General features: G+C 71.6%; 16 protein-coding genes. 6 read left to right on the top strand and 10 right to left on the bottom strand.

Annotated elements, in window-relative coordinates; all coding sequences use genetic code 11:
• The first annotated feature begins 10 nt into the window (after positions 1-10).
• Positions 11-256 (top strand): hypothetical protein, encoded by a 246-nt coding sequence (locus tag ACVHNB_RS02735; protein WP_428953035.1) that lies wholly within the window; start codon positions 11-13, stop codon positions 254-256.
• 74 nt (positions 257-330) lie between these two features.
• On the opposite strand, the gene ACVHNB_RS02740 is transcribed toward ACVHNB_RS02735, so the two are convergent.
• The 5 genes from ACVHNB_RS02740 to ACVHNB_RS02760 form a co-directional block, all read right to left on the bottom strand.
• Complete coding sequence (locus ACVHNB_RS02740; protein WP_456227339.1) at positions 331-1122, bottom strand: DUF6227 family protein; 792 nt, start codon at positions 1120-1122, stop codon at positions 331-333.
• A gap of 169 nt (positions 1123-1291) precedes the next feature.
• A complete protein-coding gene (locus ACVHNB_RS02745; protein ID WP_428953033.1) occupies positions 1292-2476 on the bottom strand; it encodes a L,D-transpeptidase in 1185 nt (394 codons plus the stop codon).
• Between the two features lie 114 nt (positions 2477-2590).
• Positions 2591-3652 (bottom strand): P1 family peptidase, encoded by a 1062-nt coding sequence (locus tag ACVHNB_RS02750; protein WP_428953032.1) that lies wholly within the window; start codon positions 3650-3652, stop codon positions 2591-2593.
• 66 nt (positions 3653-3718) lie between these two features.
• Positions 3719-4957: a low temperature requirement protein A gene (locus ACVHNB_RS02755; protein ID WP_456227340.1), complete on the bottom strand. Its 1239-nt coding sequence runs from the start codon at positions 4955-4957 to the stop codon at positions 3719-3721.
• A gap of 17 nt (positions 4958-4974) precedes the next feature.
• A complete protein-coding gene (locus tag ACVHNB_RS02760; RefSeq protein WP_456227341.1) occupies positions 4975-5712 on the bottom strand; it encodes a sirohydrochlorin chelatase in 738 nt (245 codons plus the stop codon).
• 491 nt (positions 5713-6203) lie between these two features.
• Here ACVHNB_RS02760 and nirB point away from each other — a divergent pair, with 491 nt between their 5' ends.
• From nirB to ACVHNB_RS02785, 5 genes are all read left to right on the top strand, one after another.
• Positions 6204-8954 (top strand): nitrite reductase large subunit NirB, encoded by a 2751-nt coding sequence (nirB, locus tag ACVHNB_RS02765; protein ID WP_456227342.1) that lies wholly within the window; start codon positions 6204-6206, stop codon positions 8952-8954.
• Between the two features lie 135 nt (positions 8955-9089).
• Entirely contained in the window at positions 9090-10523 is a 1434-nt protein-coding gene (locus tag ACVHNB_RS02770) for a NarK family nitrate/nitrite MFS transporter (protein ID WP_428953028.1), read from the top strand.
• Positions 10524-10793: 270 nt separating this feature from the next.
• Positions 10794-13064, top strand: coding sequence for a formate C-acetyltransferase (pflB, locus tag ACVHNB_RS02775; RefSeq protein WP_428953027.1), 2271 nt, complete (start codon positions 10794-10796; stop codon positions 13062-13064).
• A gap of 132 nt (positions 13065-13196) precedes the next feature.
• Positions 13197-14000, top strand: a complete 804-nt coding sequence (gene pflA / locus ACVHNB_RS02780) for a pyruvate formate-lyase-activating protein (RefSeq protein WP_428953026.1) — start codon at positions 13197-13199, stop codon at positions 13998-14000.
• 46 nt (positions 14001-14046) lie between these two features.
• Positions 14047-14229, top strand: coding sequence for a hypothetical protein (locus tag ACVHNB_RS02785; protein ID WP_428953025.1), 183 nt, complete (start codon positions 14047-14049; stop codon positions 14227-14229).
• Positions 14230-14236: 7 nt separating this feature from the next.
• On the opposite strand, the gene mscL is transcribed toward ACVHNB_RS02785, so the two are convergent.
• The 5 genes from mscL to ACVHNB_RS02810 all read right to left on the bottom strand — a co-directional run bounded on the left by mscL (position 14237) and on the right by ACVHNB_RS02810 (position 18195).
• Positions 14237-14695 (bottom strand): large conductance mechanosensitive channel protein MscL, encoded by a 459-nt coding sequence (mscL, locus tag ACVHNB_RS02790; protein ID WP_428953024.1) that lies wholly within the window; start codon positions 14693-14695, stop codon positions 14237-14239.
• A gap of 117 nt (positions 14696-14812) precedes the next feature.
• Positions 14813-15298, bottom strand: coding sequence for an RcpC/CpaB family pilus assembly protein (locus ACVHNB_RS02795; protein ID WP_456227343.1), 486 nt, complete (start codon positions 15296-15298; stop codon positions 14813-14815).
• 246 nt (positions 15299-15544) lie between these two features.
• Positions 15545-16399 carry an S-methyl-5'-thioadenosine phosphorylase gene (locus ACVHNB_RS02800; protein ID WP_428953022.1) on the bottom strand — a complete coding sequence of 285 codons (855 nt, stop codon included), beginning with the start codon at positions 16397-16399 and terminating at the stop codon, positions 15545-15547.
• Positions 16400-16488: 89 nt separating this feature from the next.
• On the bottom strand, positions 16489-16836 hold the full coding sequence (locus tag ACVHNB_RS02805; RefSeq protein ID WP_456227344.1) for an FmdB family zinc ribbon protein: 348 nt from the start codon (positions 16834-16836) through the stop codon (positions 16489-16491).
• Positions 16837-16905: 69 nt separating this feature from the next.
• Positions 16906-18195: an MFS transporter gene (locus tag ACVHNB_RS02810; protein WP_456227345.1), complete on the bottom strand. Its 1290-nt coding sequence runs from the start codon at positions 18193-18195 to the stop codon at positions 16906-16908.
• Between the last annotated feature and the right edge of the window lie 136 nt (positions 18196-18331).

The raw sequence follows: 18331 nt of genomic DNA on the forward strand, positions 1-18331 counted from the left end.
ACTGGGACGCATGCCTGAGCACGTGTCGATCCTTCAGCAGATAGGCCTGGCGATCCTCGCGGTCGCCACGGTGGCCTGGGTGGTCGGTCTGGTCCGACTGGTGCGCGTCGTCGCCTTCGCCCCGCCCGAGCCGCGGACCCTGCCCTTGGGCGCCCTCCCGGGCCAGTCCCAGGCGCCCGCCGTGGAGTCGGTCCCGCTGACGGCCGACGAACAGGACGCGTTCGCCGGGCTGGTGCGCCAGTTCAGCCGACGCTGAAGCCCGGCGCCCAGCAGTCCTTCGCAGTCCTTCACAGTCCTTCTCGTGCTCCGCAGTCCTTCGCGGTACGCGCCTCAGGCGCGCGTCCGGCGCGTCGCCGCCCGGTGCTCGATCGCCGCGCGCGCCGCCTCCTGCGTGAGATACACCTCGCACATGTGCCGACCGTCCGGCGTCGCCGTGTGCTCGACCTCCCAGAGACTGACCTCGTCCCCGTCACGCAGCAGGAACGCGTGCTCGTACAGCGCGAATCCCTGGCTGACGCGGCGGCCGAACGCCTGCGTGATCTGGTGCGCGCACGCCTCCCGCAGCAGCCGTGCCGTGCCCGGCCCCGGACGGGTCGCCGCGTCCGGGTTCTCCGCGCGGCGCAGCAGCCGGCGCGCGTGGTCCACGGAACTGTCCGGGTCGGCCGGACCGAAGCGGTGCCGCTCCGGCGGGACCGCCGGGAGCTGCACGGGGGCGACGGGAGCCTGCAGATCGAAGTCCGGGGTGGCCTCCGGGGGCAGCGGCAGGCGCCCGGTCGCCAGGTGCAGCTCTTCCTCGGTGACGTAGACCTCGTGCTCCGCGGCGCCGTCCCGGCCGGTGTTGTGGACCAGCTCCCACAAGGTGAGCGGGCTGCCGTCGACGAGCAGCCAGGTGTGCCGGTACGTCTCGCGGTGCCGGCCCGCGCTGTGGTGGGCCGAGTGCAGGGAGCTGGCGTACGCGAGCGCGCTGTCGACCAGCTGCAGGGTCTCGTCGGGCAGTTCGAAGGAGTTGAGCGCGCGGCCCAGGAGACGGGCCAGGTGCTCGTCGGGCGACGTGTGGGCCATGGACGACGTGCACGGTGCGGACGACGCGGCGTCGAATTCGTAGTCGTGCGGAACGCTCAAGGCACCTCCCGGCATTGCTGCATGTCACCTTGTGGGTGCATACCGTAGCCCCTAGGTCGGACATCATGTCCGTGAAATCGCAAACGGGGAACCGGATTTGGGAAACCACCTGCACAACGCGTGAGCCGCACGGGAGGTTCCCGTGCGGCTCACGTCGTGGAAGGCGAGGTCAGGCGGCGCTGCCCGCCGTCCACTGGCTCCAGCTCATGTTCCAGCCATTGAGGCCGTTGTCCGGCGCGATCGTCCTGTCGTGCGAGTTCTTCATGATCACGACGTCGCCGACGAGCGAGTGGTCGTAGAACCACTTGGCGATCGTGTCGCCGCCCGCGCCCTTGACGTCACGCATGCCCACGCAGCCGTGACTCGTGCCCTGGGCGCCGAAGATGCCCGGCGAGCTCCAGTAGTTGCCGTGGATGAACGTCCCGGACTGCGACAGGCGCATCGCGTGCGGCACGTCCGCGATGTCGTACTCGCCGCCGAAGCCGACCGTCGAGCCGTTCATCCGCGTCTGGACGAACTTCTCGGAGATCACCATCTGGCCGTTGTAGGTCGGGTGCTGGGCGCTGCCGGTGGAGACCGGGACGGTCTTGACCGTCTGCCCGTCGCGCACCACCGTCATCTTCTGCGTGTTCGCGTCGACCGTGGAGACCTGCTTGCGGCCGACGGTGAAGGTGACCGTCTTGTTCTGCACGCCGTGGACGCCGTCCGCGCCCTCGACACCGTCCAGGGCGATCTTCATCGTGACCTTGGAGCCGGCCTTCCAGTACTCCTGCGGCCGGAAGTCCAGGCGCTGCCCGCCGAACCAGTGGCCCACGACCTGCTGGCCGCTGCTGGAGGTGACCGTGATGTGCGACTGCACGGCCTTCTTGTCGGTGATCGCCTTGTCGAACGTGAACGACACCGGCATGCCCACGCCGACCGTCGTGCCGTTGTCCGGCGTGTACGTGCCGATGAAGCTGTGCGCGCTGGAGACCGTCGTGAAGATCGAGTTGGCGGCGGCCGTGTGCCCGTCCCCGTCCTTGGCGGTCGCGGAGAGGCGGTACTTGGTGCCGCGCTCCAGCTGCCCCTTCGGCTTCCAGGTCGCGCCGTTCGCCGAGATGGTGCCCGGGACCTGGTCGCCGGACGCGGACTCGGTCATCTTCACGTCGGTGAGGCGGCCGTCGCGGACCGTGACGCCGGTCGCGTTGATGGAGGCGCCGGTGGAGCCGTCCTTGGCGGAGATCGTGATCCGCGGGGCGTCCTTGGCGCCGTCGCCGTTCTTGTTCTCGGCGTTCGCGCTGCCGCTGCAGGCCGTGAGGGTGAGCGCGCCGAGGGCGAGAGTGGCGCAGGTGACGGCTATGTTCTGCCTTCTCACGGTCTGCTCCTTCTGGGGTGTTGCAGGTATTTCCTCCGGTACGTGGTGAGAGCGCGAGAGGCCCGGCGGGGTTCCGCCGGGCCGGTGTGAGCGCAGCCACAGCGGGCTGTTCCGCTACGACGCCGCTGGTGACGTGCCCGTCCCGTACAGGTCTCCGTAGGAGAAGTACGACCCGCCGGAACCGGAACCCGACACCGACCCGGCCGCCCGTACGGCCCGCACGATCGCCCGCGTCACCAGGTCCGCACCCGCCGCGAGGATCTCGTTGAGCGCCAGCGGGTTCGCCGCGTCCAGCGCCCGGGCCCCGGTGGCGAGGGCGAAGACCGTGTCGCCGTCGTTGAGCAGATGCACCGGGCGCACGGCGCGCGCGATGCCGTCGTGCGCGGTGCCCGCGACCTTCTGCGCCTGGGCGCGGCTGAGCTCGGCGTCGGTGGCGACGACGGCCAGCGTGGTGTTGAGCGGCGCCGGACCGTTCGCCGCCGCCGCGTCCGCGATCCGCCGGCCCGCCGCCTCGTGCACCTCGGGGGCCGGATACGTCACCGGGCCGCGCCCCGTGAAGAACTCCCCGTACAGCGCCCCGGTCGCCGGGTCCAGCGCCGAACCCGCCGCGTTGGCGACGACGAGCGCGCTCACCGTGATCCCCGAGCCGAGCACGGTGGACGCGGTGCCGATGCCGCCGCGCACGCTGCCGACGAGCGCGCCGGTGCCCGCCCCCACATTGCCCTCCGGCACGGGCGCGCCGAGGTCCGTCGCCGCGGCCGCCTCCACCGCGGCGCGGCCCGTGGCGGCGTCGGGACGGGCCTGCCAGTCGCCGCCCCGGCCGAGGTCGAAGACGCAGGCCGCGGGCACCACCGGGACGACCCGCCCGGGCCCGGCCACCGGGACCCCGCGGCCCTGCTCCTCCAGCCAGGCCATCACGCCGGACGCCGAGTCGAGCCCGTACGCGCTGCCGCCGGTCAGCACGATCGCCTCGATGCGCTGCACCAGATTGCGCGGGTCGAGCGCGTCGGTCTCCCGGGTGCCGGGGCCGCCGCCCCGCACGTCGACGGCGGTGACCGCGCCGCCCTCGGGGGCGAGCACGACGGTGGTGCCGGTCAGAAAGCCGTCACCGGCGCGGGTGGCGTGGCCGACCCGCAGCCCCGCGACGTCGGTGAGGGCGTCGTTGTACGTCGTCATGTGTCATGCGTACCACGGGAGTTGTCCCGGTCACGCGGGCGTGGGCGCCGGCCGGCGCGAGTGGGTCTACGCGTGCGAGGTGCGGGCCGGCCGCGCGCTCACGGCCGACAGCGTCACCCCGGCCGCCACCGCGAGCGCCGTCACGAGCCCCGCCGCGAGCACCGCCCAGTGCCCGGCGAACGTGCAGCCGAGCACCAGCAACGCGGCCACCGGCAGCGTCAGTTGCTGCGCCACGCCCACCTTGAAGTACCGCGCGTGCAGCGCCCACACCATCAGCAGGAACACCGCCGAGGGGATCGTCACCGCCGCGGCCGCCGCCAGGGTGGACAGGTGCGCCTCGCCGACCGCCTGCTCGACCGCGACCTCGAGGCCCGCGCCGATCGCCGCCGCCGACGCGAAGACGAAGTAGTGGCCGTAACCCCACAGGAACGCCTGCCGGTTGCTGCGCAGCCGGTCGTGGATCGGCACCGCGAAATAGATCCACCACGCCGCGAACACGATGAGCAGCCCGCCCGCCGCGATGGGCAGCAGCTCACCGAGCGCGTCGTTCTCCTCGATGCCGGACTTCACCGCGACCGTCGCCGCCGCGATCGTCTCGCCGAGCACGATGATCGTGAACAGGCCGTACCGCTCGGAGATGTGGTGCGGATGCCAGGACGTCTGCCGGTGCCTCTCCGCGAACACCGGTACGCACATCTCCAGGATCGCCATCGCCAGGAACACCCAGTTCCGTGCCGCCGACGGCGTGAACATCAGGCCCAGCCAGCCGACCTGGCACAGCAGTACCCCGGCCGCGTACCGCAGCGCGACCGTCCGCTCGGCCCCGCTCGTCGACCGCGCCGCGCGCAGCCAGTGCGCCGCCATGGCCAGCCGCATGATCAGGTAGCCGAGCCAGACCACCGTGAACTCGTCGGCGAAGGACCGCGAGACCCCGGCCGCGAGCACCAGCACACCCGCGATCTGGACGAGCGTGACGACCCGGTAGATCACGTCGTCGTTGTCGTACGCCGAGGCGAACCAGGTGAAGTTCATCCAGGCCCACCAGATCGCGAAGAAGACCCGCGCGTAGTCGACCAGACCGCTGCCCGTGTGCCCCTCGGCGACCGCGTGCACCAGCTCCGCGCCGCCCTGCGCCACCGCCACGACGAAACACAGGTCGAAGAACAGCTCCAGCGGCGACGCGACGCGGTGCTCCTCGTGCCGCCCCCGCTCCTTCATGCGGCGCACGGGGGAGCGGTGCGAGGGGGAGTGCGGGTGCGCGGCATCCGGGGCGGGTGCGGCAGGGGTGTCGGGCGTGGGCGTCATGCGCCCAGGACAGCAGATCAGGCGGCGACGCGCGCGAACCGGCGCGCGGCGCGGGACGCGAGCGGCGGCTGTCCGTCCGATGCCTCCCGGTATCGGCGTACGACGAGGTCGGCGACGGCCGGATGATCGGCGAGCGGCGCGGTGACCAGCTCGGCGGGGACCGCGCGCAGCGCCTCGCTGAACCGGCCCGGCGCCAGCAGATGCGTCACGACCCCGATCCGCCGGTGCCCCGCTGCCCTGAGCCGGGCCAGCGCCTCGGGCACGGTCGGCTCGGCCGCGGAGCAGTACGCGGTGACCACGGGCGTCCCCGGCCGCCGCTCGGCGAGCCGTCGGGCGGCGAGCAGCGCCCCGCTGTTCCCGCCGGGCCGCGACGAACCGGCGGCCGCGAACACGATCGAGTCCACGCCCGCGCCCGCCTCGGCCGCGCCCAGCCGCCCGTCCAGCGCCGCGTCGATCTCGGGCGCCCCGCTCAGGCTCGACGTCAGGACACACCGGGGCCCGCCGTGCGCGGCGACGACGGCCGGGATGTCGACGGTGCGGTGGAAGCCGTCCCCGAGCAGCAGCGGCACGACGACGGTCCCGGCACGATCCGCCGCCCGAGCTGCCAACACGCTCTTCAGCGCGGGCAGTTGATGGTCCAGATGGCCGACCGTCGGGCGTACCCCGAGCCGCGTCTCGACCGCGTCGCACAGCCGGCCCACGGTGGCACCGGCGGCGGGCAGCGCACTGCCGTGCACGGCGAGAACGAGAGACATGACGGACGACTCCGATCGGCCTGGCGCTCCAGGGGCCCCAGAAGCTCCCTCAGGGGGCTCTCCAAGAGCTCTCCCCGAGAGGTCGTTCCTCAGGGGGGCGAGCGGGCCCGGAACGCGGGGTGGTGTCGCGCACCCCGCGCCCCGGAAGCCGCGTCGCGCGGACTGCGCTGTGGTCGGGGGCAGCCCGCTGACCTCGACGCTACGCCCGCCGCCACCGGCCGCAGTACGCCACAAGCCCCGACCACGCGGGTCGTTGGTCCCGAGAGCGCCGGGCGGTCCGCCGCCCCGAGCCGCGGAGCGGGCCCGGCGGCCGCCGACGCCGGGCCGCCGCCCCCGGAACCCCGACCGCGGAGCCGCGGGGACCAACGCTCCCCGCGCCAGGGCCACAGGTCCCTTCCCCAGGGGCCCAAAGCGGCGCAATGGACGCCGACTTCACGCCTACCGTCGAACACGTCGATCACGCAGACCCCCGCACCCCCGGAGCGCGCCCCATGCCCCACCACTTGGTACTCATAGGCCACGGCATGGTCGGCCACCACCTCCTCCAGCTCCTCGCGGACCGCGGCGCCCTCACGACCTGGCACGTCACCGTCCTCGCCGAGGAGGACCGGCCCGCCTACGACCGCGTCCACCTCTCCTCCGCCTTCACCGGCGCGGACCCCGCCGAACTCGCCCTCTCCACCCCCGAGTTCATCGAACGGCACGGCATCGACCTGCGCCTGGGCGACCCGGCCGAGCACATCGACACCGCCACCCGCACCGTCACCACCACCTCCGGCGCCGCCGTGTCCTACGACGCCCTCGTCCTGGCCACCGGCTCCTACCCCTTCGTCCCGCCCATCGACGGCGCCGACGCCCCCGGCTGCTTCACCTATCGCACCCTGTACGACGTCGAGTCCCTCACCGCGTACGCCTCCCACGACGACAAGCGCACCGGCGTCGTCATCGGCGGCGGACTCCTCGGACTGGAGGCGGCCGGCGCCCTGCGCACCCTCGGCCTGGACACCCACGTCGTCGAGTTCGCCCCGCGCCTGATGCCGCTGCAGGTCGACGAAGGCGGCGCCGCCGCACTGCGCGCCACCATCGAGTCGATGGGCGTGGCCGTGCACACCGGCGTCGGCGCCCGCGCCGTCGAGACCGACGCCGACGGCTTCGCCCGCGCCCTGCACCTCACCGACGACCGCACCCTGGGCGCCGACGTCGTCGTCTTCTCGGCCGGTGTCCGGCCCCGCGACCGCCTCGCCCGCGAGGCCGGCCTCGCCGTGGGCGACCGCGGCGGCGTCGTCGTCGACCGGCACTGCCGCACCACGGACCCGTACATCTACGCGATCGGCGAGTGCGCCCAGACCGCCGACGGCCGGGTCTACGGCCTGGTCGCGCCCGGCTACCAGATGGCCGAGGCCGCCGCCGACGCCCTCGCGGGCACCGGCACCACCACCTTCACCGGCGCCGACACCTCCACCAAACTCAAGCTCCTCGGCGCCGACGTGGCCTCCTTCGGCGACCCGTTCGCCCACGACGGCGAGGGCGGCGACGCGATGGCGGTCGTCTTCTCCGACACCCGCGAGGGCGTCTACAAGAAGCTCGTCCTCGGCCCCGACGGCCGGCTCCTCGGCGGCATCCTGGTCGGCGACGCCGACGCGTACGGGACGCTCAAGCCGCACGCGGGCCGCACGCTCCCGGCCTCCCCGGAGGCGTACATCCTCCCGGCCACCGGCGAGGGGGCCGCCGCCCCCGGGGCCGACGCCCTGCCCGACGACGCCGTCGTGTGCAGCTGCCACAACGTCACCAAGGCCGCCGTCCGGGAGGCCGTCGCCACCGAAGGGCTCACCGATATCGGCGGCATCAAGCGCTGCACCAAGGCGGGCACGGGCTGCGGCGGCTGCGCGGGCACGCTCCAAGCCGTCCTCGACGCCGAACTCGCCGCCGCCGGGGTCGAGGTCGCGCGCGGCCTGTGCGAACACTTCGCGCTGACCCGCGCCGAGCTCTACGAGACGATCCGCGCCGAACGCCTCACCTCCTACGCCGAGCTGATCGCGGCCCACGGCAGCGGTGCCGCGGGCGCCGCCGACGGCTGCGCCGTCTGCAAGCCGGTCGTCGCCAACATCCTCGGCACCCTCGCCCCCGAACTCGGCCTCACCCACATCCTCCAGGGCGAACAGGCCGCCCTCCAGGACTCCAACGACCTCTTCCTCGCCAACCTCCAGAAGGACGGCACCTACTCCGTCGTCCCACGCGTCCCCGGCGGCGAGATCTCCGCCGAACAGCTCATCGCGATCGGCGAGGTCGCCCGCGACCACGGCCTCTACACGAAGATCACCGGAGGTCAGCGCATCGACCTGTTCGGCGCGCAGAAGGAACAACTGCCCGCCATCTGGCGCCGGTTGATCGCCGTCGGGCTGGAGTCCGGGCAGGCCTACGGCAAGTCGCTGCGCACCGTGAAGTCCTGCGTCGGCTCGAAGTTCTGCCGGTTCGGACAGGGCGACTCCGTGCAGCTCGCCATCGACCTGGAGCTGCGCTACCGCGGACTGCGCACCCCGCACAAGATCAAGGGCGGCGTCTCCGGCTGCCTGCGCGAATGCGCCGAGGCCCGCGGCAAGGACATCGGCGTCATCGCCACCGCCGGCGGCTGGAACCTCTACGTCTGCGGCAACGGCGGCACGAACCCCCGCCACGCCGACCTCCTCGCCACCGACCTGTCCCGGGACGAACTCCTGCGCCTGACCGACCGGTTCCTCATGTACTACGTGCGCACCGGCGAACGCCTGGAGCGCACCGCCCCCTGGTTCGAGCGCATCGGCGGCCTCGACCACCTCACCTCCGTGCTCGTCGACGACTCCCTCGGCCTCTGCGCCGAACTGGAAGCCCAGATGGACCGGCACGTCGCCGCCTACCGCGACGAGTGGCAGGCCGTCCTCGACGACCCGGCCGCGCTCGCCCGCTTCGAGCGCTTCGACGCCGACCCGGCCTTCCTGGAGCCGGGCCGCGGGCGCCCCGCCGTACTGCCCGACGGGACCGGCGCAGCCCTCTTCAAGGACACCGCCGGCACCGTCTACGCCGTCGACGACCGCGACCCGTTCTCCGGCGCCGACGTCATCGCGAACGGGATCATGGGCACCCGCGACGGCGCCCCCGTCGTGGCCTCGCCGATGCACAAGCAGGAGTTCGACCTGCGCACGGGACAGTGCCTGGACGACCCGTCGGTGCGCCTGGCCGTCCACGAGATCCCCGCCACCGGGTGAGCCGGGGGACCTTGGTCGCGCCACGACCCGTGCCTTTGGGGCGGTCGAGGCGCGACCAACGCCTCTGACGCCGCCTTTATCCCGGCGCGAATCTGGAGAGGCAAGGAAAACCCTCCTCACCACCAGGAACACGCCATGAGTCCTGCCGTCCGGGACGCCGCCGTGGTCGACGACGTCACCCGTTCCTACGATCCCCAGCAGTACCGGCCCGGCCGGGCCATCACCGACTGGGAACCCGAGAACGAACTGTTCTGGAAGTCCGTGGGCAAGCGGGTCGCCACCCGCAACCTGTGGATCGCCGTCCCCGCTCTGCTCGTCGCCTTCGTGGTGTGGCAGGTGTGGAGCGTCACCGCCACGAACCTGGCCGACGTCGGCTTCAGCTTCTCCACCTCGCAGCTGTTCTGGCTGACGGCCGTCCCCGGCCTCACCGGCGGCACGGCCCGGATCTTCTACACCTTCCTCGGCCCGCGCATCGGCCAGCGCCGCTTCACCGCGCTGTCCACCCTGGTCCTGGTGGTCCCGCTGATCTGGCTCGGCTTCGCCGTGCAGAACACGGGCACCCCGTACGCCGTGATGGTCGCCATCGCCGCGCTCTGCGGCTTCGGCGGCGCCAACTTCGCCTCCTCCCTCGCCAACATCGGCTTCTTCTTCCCCAAGCGCGAGAAGGGCAACGCCACCGGCATCAACGGCGGCCTCGGCAACCTCGGCGTCTCCGTCGTCCAGCTGCTCACCCCGATCGTCATCACCAGCTCGGTGATCGCCCTCGGCTCCGCCCAGCACAAGGCCGACGGCACCCCCGTCTACCTGCAGAACGCCGCGTTCCTGTGGGTCCCCGTCCTGGTCGTCCTCGCCGTCGTCGCCTGGTTCGGCCAGAACGACCTGAAGGTCGCCTCCACCCCGTTCAAGCAGCAGAAGGTCATCTTCAAGCGCAAGCACAACTGGCTGATGACCTGGCTCTACGTCGGCACCTTCGGCTCCTTCATCGGCTTCGCGGCCGCCCTGCCGATGCTGATCAAGACCACGTGGACCCCCATCGACGCCTCCTACACGGCCGCCACCTACGCCTGGATCGGCCCGGCCGTCGGCGCCCTCGCCCGCTGGGGCGGCGGCTGGCTCGGCGACAAGCTGGGCGGCGCGCGCGTCACGATCATCTCGTTCGTCGGCATGGCCGCCTCGATCATCGGCGTCATCAACTTCATGCCCTCGAACGGTGCGGGCGGCTCCTTCTGGGGCTTCCTCGTCTGCTTCTACCTGGCCTTCTTCTTCAGCGGCATCGGCAACGGCTCCACGTTCCGCCAGATCCCCGTGATCTTCCGCGGGCAGCACCTGAAGGGCCTGACCGAGGGCACGCCCGAGTACACGAAGGCGCTGAAGCAGTCGGAGATGGAGTCCGGCGCCGTCACCGGCTTCACCTCGGCGATCGCCGCGTACGGCTTCTTCTTCATCCCCGCGATGTTCGCCAACTTCGCGGTGACCAGCGCCCTGTGGTGCTTCGTGGGCTTCTACGCCACGTGCGTCGTCGTCTGCTGGTGGTTCTACGCCCGCAAGGGCGCCGAGTCCCCGAGCTGATTCCCGGCCCGGGACGTCCCGGGCCCCCCTCCCGCGCGACCTGTACCACGGGAATTCGACGAAATTCTTGTGAATGCGTTCACAAGCGAACTTGGGTCGAAAGTCCCGAAGGAAACCCCAGGTCAGAGCGGCAAACCCGGTCGGTTTCGGTCCGCAACAAGGCCCATTGGTCCCGAACTCGGGACCAATGCGGCCCCCCGGACCGGCCCGCCGGGAGTCCAATGAATACGTAGCAACCAACCGGTCGAAGAGATGGGGAAGGTGTCGGCGATGACTGCCACTCCCGCGGAAAAGACGACGCACGGCGAGGCCTGGGACGGCTTCAAGGGGGGCCTGTGGCGGGACGCCATCGACGTCCGCGACTTCGTCCAGCAGAACTACACCCCCTACGAGGGCGACGGCGCCTTCCTCGCCGGCCCGACCGAGCGCACCACCGCCGTGTGGGACAAGCTCCTCTCGATGTTCCCGACGGAGATCGAGCGCGGCATCTACGACGTCGACGCGAAGACCCCGTCCCGCATCGACGCCTTCAAGCCCGGCTACATCGACGGCGACGCCAAGGACCACCAGGACCTCATCGTCGGCCTCCAGACCGACGGCGCCCTCAAGCGCGCGATCATGCCGAACGGCGGCTGGCGGATGGTCGAGGGCGCCCTCAACGCCTACGGCTACGAGGCCGACCCCGAGGTCCGCGAGATCTACACCCACCTCCGCAAGACCCACAACGAGGGCGTCTTCGACGCCTACACCCCCGAGATCCGCGCCTGCCGCTCCTCCGGCATCATCACCGGCCTGCCCGACGCCTACGGCCGCGGCCGCATCATCGGCGACTACCGCCGCGTCGCCCTCTACGGCGTCGACCGGCTCATCGCCGCCAAGCAGGCCGACAAGGACAAGCTCGCCGCCGAATGGCCCACCGAGCACGTGATCCGCGACCGCGAGGAGATCTCCGAGCAGATCAAGGCGCTGAACGAGCTCAAGTCGATGGCCATGGCCTACGGCTACGACCTCTCCGGCCCGGCCACCACCGGCCGCGAAGCCGTCCAGTGGCTGTACTTCGCCTACCTCGCCGCCGTGAAGGAGCAGAACGGCGCGGCCATGTCGATCGGCCGCATCGACAACTTCCTCGACATCTACCTCCAGCGGGACATCGAGGCCGGCCTCATCACCGAGGAGCAGGCCCAGGAGTTCATCGACGACTTCGTCATCAAGCTCCGCATCGTCCGCTTCCTGCGCACCCCCGAGTACAACGACCTCTACTCCGGCGACCCCACCTGGGTCACCTGGTCGATGGCCGGCATCGGCGAGGACGGTCGCCCGCTCGTCTCCCGCACCACCTTCCGCGCCCTGCAGACCCTCTACAACCTCGGCCCGGCCCCCGAGCCGAACCTGACGGTCTTCTGGTCGCGCGACCTCCCCAAGGGCTTCAAGGACTTCGCCTCCCAGGTCGCCATCGACACCTCGGCCCTCCAGTTCGAGTCCGACGACCTGATGCGCCCCAAGTACGGCGACGACACCGCCATCGCCTGCTGCGTCTCCGCGATGGCCGTGGGCAAGCAGATGCAGTTCTTCGGCGCCCGCGTCAACGTCGCCAAGGCACTCCTGTACGCGATCAACGGCGGCCGCGACGAGAAGACCGGCAAGCGCGTCGTCGAGGGCTTCGAGCCCGTCGAGGGCGACGTCCTCGACTACGAGACCGTCGCCCGGCAGTACGACGGGATGCTCGACTGGCTGGCCAGGACGTACGTGCACGCCCTCAACGTCATCCACTACATGCACGACAAGTACGCCTACGAGCGCATCGAGATGGCCCTGCACGACCAGGAGATCCTGCGCACCATGGCGTGCGGCATCGCGGGCCTCTCGGTCGCCGCGGACTCCCTCTCGGCGATCAAGCACGCCAAGGTCAAGGTGATCCGCGACGAGACCGGCCTCGCCGTCGACTACGAGATCGAGGGCGACTACCCGGCCTACGGCAACAACGACGACCGGGCCGACGACATCGCCAAGTCCATCGTCCACGGCTTCATGGAGAAGGTCCGCAAGCACCCGACGTACCGCGACGCGGTCCACACCCAGTCCGTGCTGACCATCACCTCGAACGTCGTCTACGGCAAGAAGACCGGCAACACCCCGGACGGCCGCCGCGCCGGCACCCCGTTCGCCCCCGGCGCCAACCCGATGAACGGGCGCGACGAGCACGGGTACATCGCCTCCGCCCTGTCGGTCGCCAAGCTGCCCTACGACGACGCCGAGGACGGCATCTCGCTGACCAACACGATCACCCCGGACGCCCTGGGCCGCACCCCCGAGGAGCGGATCGGCAACCTCTCCGGCGTGCTCGACGGCTTCACGGCCAGCAACGGCTTCCACATGAACGTCAACGTCCTCGACAAGGCGACCCTCGAGGACGCCATGGACCACCCGGAGAACTACCCGCAGCTGACCATCCGGGTCTCCGGATACGCGGTGAACTTCGTCCGCCTGACGCGCGAGCAGCAGCTGGACGTCATCAACCGCACCTTTCACGGCTCGCTGTGAGCCCCCGCTGAACCGCGGCCCCGGGGCCGGGCCCTCACCCCGGCCCCGGGCACCGCGAACTCCCCGTCCAGACCCCGTAGTCCGCGTAATCCGAGTAATCCGAGTAATCCGTGTAGTTCGAGGAGCCCTGCCATGACCGTGCTGCTCACCCAGAACCTGAGCGCGAACGACGCCGCCACCCCGGCCGCCGCCGCGACGCACCGCCCCACCGAGGGCTCCGTGCACTCCTGGGACCTGTCGACCGGCGTCGACGGGCCGGGCACACGCTTCGTGACGTTCCTCTCCGGCTGCCCGCTCACCTGCCTGTACTGCCACAACCCCGACACCTGGCGGATGCGCAACGGCAAGCGGACCTCGGCCGACGCGATCGTCGCGGAGGCCGCCAAGTACACCCGGTTCATCGAGGCCGCCGGCGGCGGCGCCACCATCAGCGGCGGCGAACCGCTCCTCCAGCCCGTCTTCGCCGGTGAACTCCTGCACCGCCTCAAGCACGAACTGGGCCTGCACACCGCCCTGGACACCTCGGGATTCCTCGGCGTGCGCGCCACCGACGCCCTGCTGCGCGACGTCGACCTGGTCCTGCTCGACATCAAGTCCTGGGACCGCGCCACCTACAAGAAGGTCACCGGGCGCCCGCTGCAGCCCACCCTCGACTTCGCGCACCGCCTCGCCGACCTCGGCAAGAACGTCTGGGTGCGCTTCGTGCTCGTCCCCGGCCTGACCGACGACCCCGCCAACATCGAGGGCGTCGCCGCCTTCGCCGGATCCCTGGGCAACGTCTCCCGGGTCGACGTGCTGCCCTTCCACAAGCTCGGCGAGGCGAAGTGGGAGACGCTCGGCAAGCCCTTCACGCTGCACGACACGCCCGCGCCCGCCCCCGAGCAGGTCGCCGCCGCCAAGTCGATCTTCGAGGCCCACGGCCTCACCGCGGTCTGAGCCGCGCTCCGGTCCAGGGCCCGCCCCCGCGACGTACCCTGGAGTCATGAGTACCGCCCCCGACCCCGAGCCGCGCGACCCGAAGGCCGCGCTGATCTTCGACGATCCGCTGACGGCGCAGTCCGCCGACGACACGGACCGCGGGTGGGGCGAGCGGCCGGCGGCCGGCGACAACAGCGCCGCCGACCTGGCCCGCTTCCTCGACGAGAAGCCGCCCCACCACCTGTGAAGCGCCGCTAGGGCTCGCTGTGCCCCGAGCCGCGCTGCGCCACGAGCGCGTCGCGGATCTCCTTGAGGACCTCCAGCTCGGAGACCTCGATGGTCTCCTGCACGCCTTCCTTCTCGGCGTCCCGCGCGGCCTTGCGCGCGAGGTACTTCGCCATCGGCATGACCATCAGGAAGTACACGACGGCCGCCGTGATGACGAAGCTCAGGACGGCGCTGAGCACCGAGCCCCACATGATCTGGATGCCCTGATCGCCCGTGCACGGGGCCTTCAGGCAGGACGTGTAGCCATCGAGGTCCTTGGTGCCGAAGGCGCCGACCAGCGGGTTGATGACCCCCTTCACGACCGCGTTCACGATGTTGGTGAACGCGGCGCCGATGACCACCGCGACCGCAAGGTCGATCACATTGCCGCGCATGAGGAAGGACTTGAAGCCCTCCCACACACCCGGTTCGTTCTTCTCGCTCACCAGAAGGCCTCTTTTCACGCGTGCAGATTGCGGAGCAAACGACTTCGCAACTTACGACAGCGTGGGTCAGACCTGTCCAATTCGGTAACTCGATCGAGGGACTTGACGAGACGTACGTCACCACAGAGTCACCGCCAGCCGCGAAGTGGCTCCGACGCCCGCGAGCCGCGCGGCCGTACCGCGCGCCACCGACAGCACCACCAACGACCCGCCCGCCGCCGCGGTTTCGCCCGGCTGCCCGGACGGTGTCTCCTCCTCCGGCACGGACGTCACCCGCGCCCCGGACGCGAGGACCCGCACCCCGGGCCGGCCGTCCGCCCGCGCCGCCACCACGTCCACCCGGTCGCCGGGCCGCAACAGCCGCACCGCCCCCGCGTCCGCGATCCGGACCGGCGCCGACACCGTCACGGCGGGCCCGCGCGCCCGCGCGCCTGGCGGCGCCTCGGCCTCCGTCTCCGCCCGCTCGGGCCCGCGGCCCGTGCCGGACGAGGGCACCGCGGCCGTCAGCGCCGCCGCGGCCAGGGCGAGGCCCGCCGCCACGACGGGGCCGCGCCGGTGCCGCCCCGCACGCCCGGGCCGCCATCGCGCGCCGCGTACGCGCACGGGAGGGAAGGAGGGCACCTCGGACGTCGGGGGAGTGCTGAGCTGGGCCGGGGAAGTCGTCCGGGCCGGGGGAAGGCTCGAGGACACGGTCGTCACCGCCTGCGGGTCGCGTCGGAACGGACGGGCACCGCGCCCGTCTCGCCGACCACGATCCGCCTCCCCGCCGGATCCCGCTGAGCCCCGTGCACTACCGCCGGGTTGTGGACAACTCCCTCACCCGGACGGGTAGTTATGTCAGGGGTGTGGTCACGGCAGCCGGATCCCCGGGTCCATCCCGCCGAGCGCGCCCGCGCACAGACAGTCCCGCTCGCCGCTCGTCGGCAGCCCCGCGACCGCGTCGAACAGCACGGTCCGCAGCCGGTCCACATTCGCCGCGAACACCTTGAGCACCTCGTCGTGCGAGACGCCCTCACCGCTCTCGGCTCCCGCGTCGAGGTCCGTGACGAGGGTCAACGACGTGTAGCAGAGCTCCAGTTCACGGGCGAGCATCGCCTCGGGGTGCCCGGTCATGCCCACCACCGACCAGCCCATCGCGGCGTGCCAGCGCGATTCGGCGCGGGTCGAGAAGCGCGGGCCCTCGACCACGACGAGCGTCCCGCCGTCGACCGGCTCCCAGTCCTTGCCCTGCGCGGCCTTCACGGCGACCTTGCGGCCCACCGGGCAGTACGGGTCGGCGGGGGAGACGTGCACGACGTTCGGCACGGTGCCGTCCGGCAGCGGCAGCCCGTCGAAGTAGGTCTGCGCCCGGGACTTCGTACGGTCCACGAACTGGTCCGGGACCAGCAGCGTCCCCGGCCCGTACTCCGGCCGGAGCCCGCCCACCGCGCACGGCCCGAGGACCTGGCGCACCCCCACCGAGCGCAGCGCCCACAGATTGGCGCGGTAATTGATGCGGTGCGGCGGCAGATGGTGGCCGCGGCCGTGCCGGGGCAGGAAGGCGACCCGGCGGCCGGCGACCTCGCCGAGGAAGAGCGAGTCGCTCGGGGGCCCGTAGGGGGTGTCCACCTGGACCTCGGTCACGTCGTCCAGGAAGGAGTAGAAGCCGGAGCCGCCGATCACGCCGATCTCGGCGTCGGCCTGTGTGTTCGTGTTGGTCGCCATGGTCAGCACAGTAGCCAAGGCGGCCGACGCCAAAGACCCTGCCGTCGGGGACGACAGGGTCTCGTAAGACGTCTCGCGGAAGGTCGCGCCTAGGCGGCGGACGACGAGCTGGAGGAACTCGAGGAGCTGGAGGCCGACGAACCGGACGAGCTCGACGCACTCGACGAGGACGACGTGCTGTCCGAGGACGACGACTTCGACTCGGAGGACGACGAGGCCGACTTCGAGGACGACGACGCCGGGCTGCTGCTCGACGAGGAGCCGCGGCTGTCATTGCGGTAGAAGCCCGAGCCCTTGAAGACGATGCCGACAGCCGAGAAGACCTTCTTCAGGCGGCCACCGCAGTTGGGGCACTCGGTCAGGGCGTCGTCGGTGAACTTCTGCACCGCCTCGAGGCCCTCGCCGCACTCGGTGCACTGATACTGGTAAGTCGGCACTGTGTCTTCCTCCTGGCACTCTCACTCGATGAGTGCTAACGACGCTCCATAGTGACCTATTCCGCGAGATCAGTCCACTGCCACCGGCACGCGGTGACCGACGCCACGCGCCACGGTCCGTCCCAGGGACGGCGGCACGAGCCTCGACCGCAGCAGGAACATGACCCCCAGGGCCAGCACCGTGCCGCCCATCGGGACCAGGAATCCGGCGCCGTCCCAGAAGCGGTCCTCCAACTGTCCGGCGACCGTCACGGCGGCGGCCTGGCCGAGCGCGACCGCGCCGGTCAGCCAGGTGAATGCCTCCGTGCGGGAGCTCGCCGGGACGATCGTCTCGACGAGGGTGTAGCCGGTGATCAGGGCGGGCGCGATGCAGACGCCGACCAGCAGGCCGAGCCCGGCGAGCAGCAGCACGGACTGCGCCGCCCACAGGCCGGACGCGGTCAGGGCCAGGGCCGTGTAACCGACGAGCAGGCGGCGCTGCGGGGCCACCTTCCAGGCGATGGCGCCGCAGACGATGCCGGAGAGCATGTTGCCGGCGGCGAAGGTTCCGTAGAGGACACCGTTCAGGCCGGGCTCGCCGATCGCCTCCGTGTAGGCGGCGAGCGAGACCTGCATGCCGCCGAAGACGGAGCCGATGCCGAGGAACGTCACGATCAGGACCCGCACGCCGGGGACGCGGAGCGCGGAAGCGTGCTCCACGCGCGCGTGCCCTTCGAGGGAGCGGGCCGACGGCGTGGGCTGCGTGCCCTTCTGGGCGGCGAACAGCAGGCCGCCGACGAGGGTGAGCGCTGCCTCCGTGAGCAGACCCGCGGCCGGGTTGACGCCGGTGCACAGGGCGGTGGCGAACAGCGGGCCGAGCACGAACGTGAACTCGTCGGTGACCGACTCGAAGGCCGCCGCGGTCTGCATCAGGGGCGAGCCCTGGAGCTTGACGCCCCAGCGGGCGCGCACCATGGGCCCGACCTGCGGTGTGGAGGCGCCGGTCGGCACCGCCGCGAGGAACAGCGTCCACGTGGGGGCCCCGGACAGGGCCAGCACGGTCAGCGTGAGCCCGGAGGCGGCGTGCACGAGGACGCCGGGCAGCAGGACGGCCCGCTGCCCGAAGCGGTCGGCCAGCTTGCCTCCGTAGGGCGCGAACAGCGCCATGGAGACACCGGTCGTCGCGGAGACCGCCCCCGCGGTCCCGTACGAGCCGGTGGTGTGCTGCACGAGCAGCACGATGGAGATGGTCAGCATCGCGAACGGCTGGCGTGCCGCGAAGCCGGGGAGCAGGAACGTCCAGGCGCCGCGGGTGCGGAGCAGCTGTCCGTAGCCCGGGCGGGTGCCGGGGGTGCCGGGAACCGTGGCCTTCTGTGGCACGGTGCCCTCGCCTTTCTGCCGCCTGGTGGCCCGGTGGCCTCCTGGTCGAGGAGCACCGGGCCGAGAGCCGTCCTCAGATGCGCCGGGAACCGAGTGATACCTACGGTCCGCGCCAGGAGAGGCCCTGGGCCAAGCA

It is taken from the genome of Streptomyces sp. YJ-C3 (assembly GCF_053891275.1).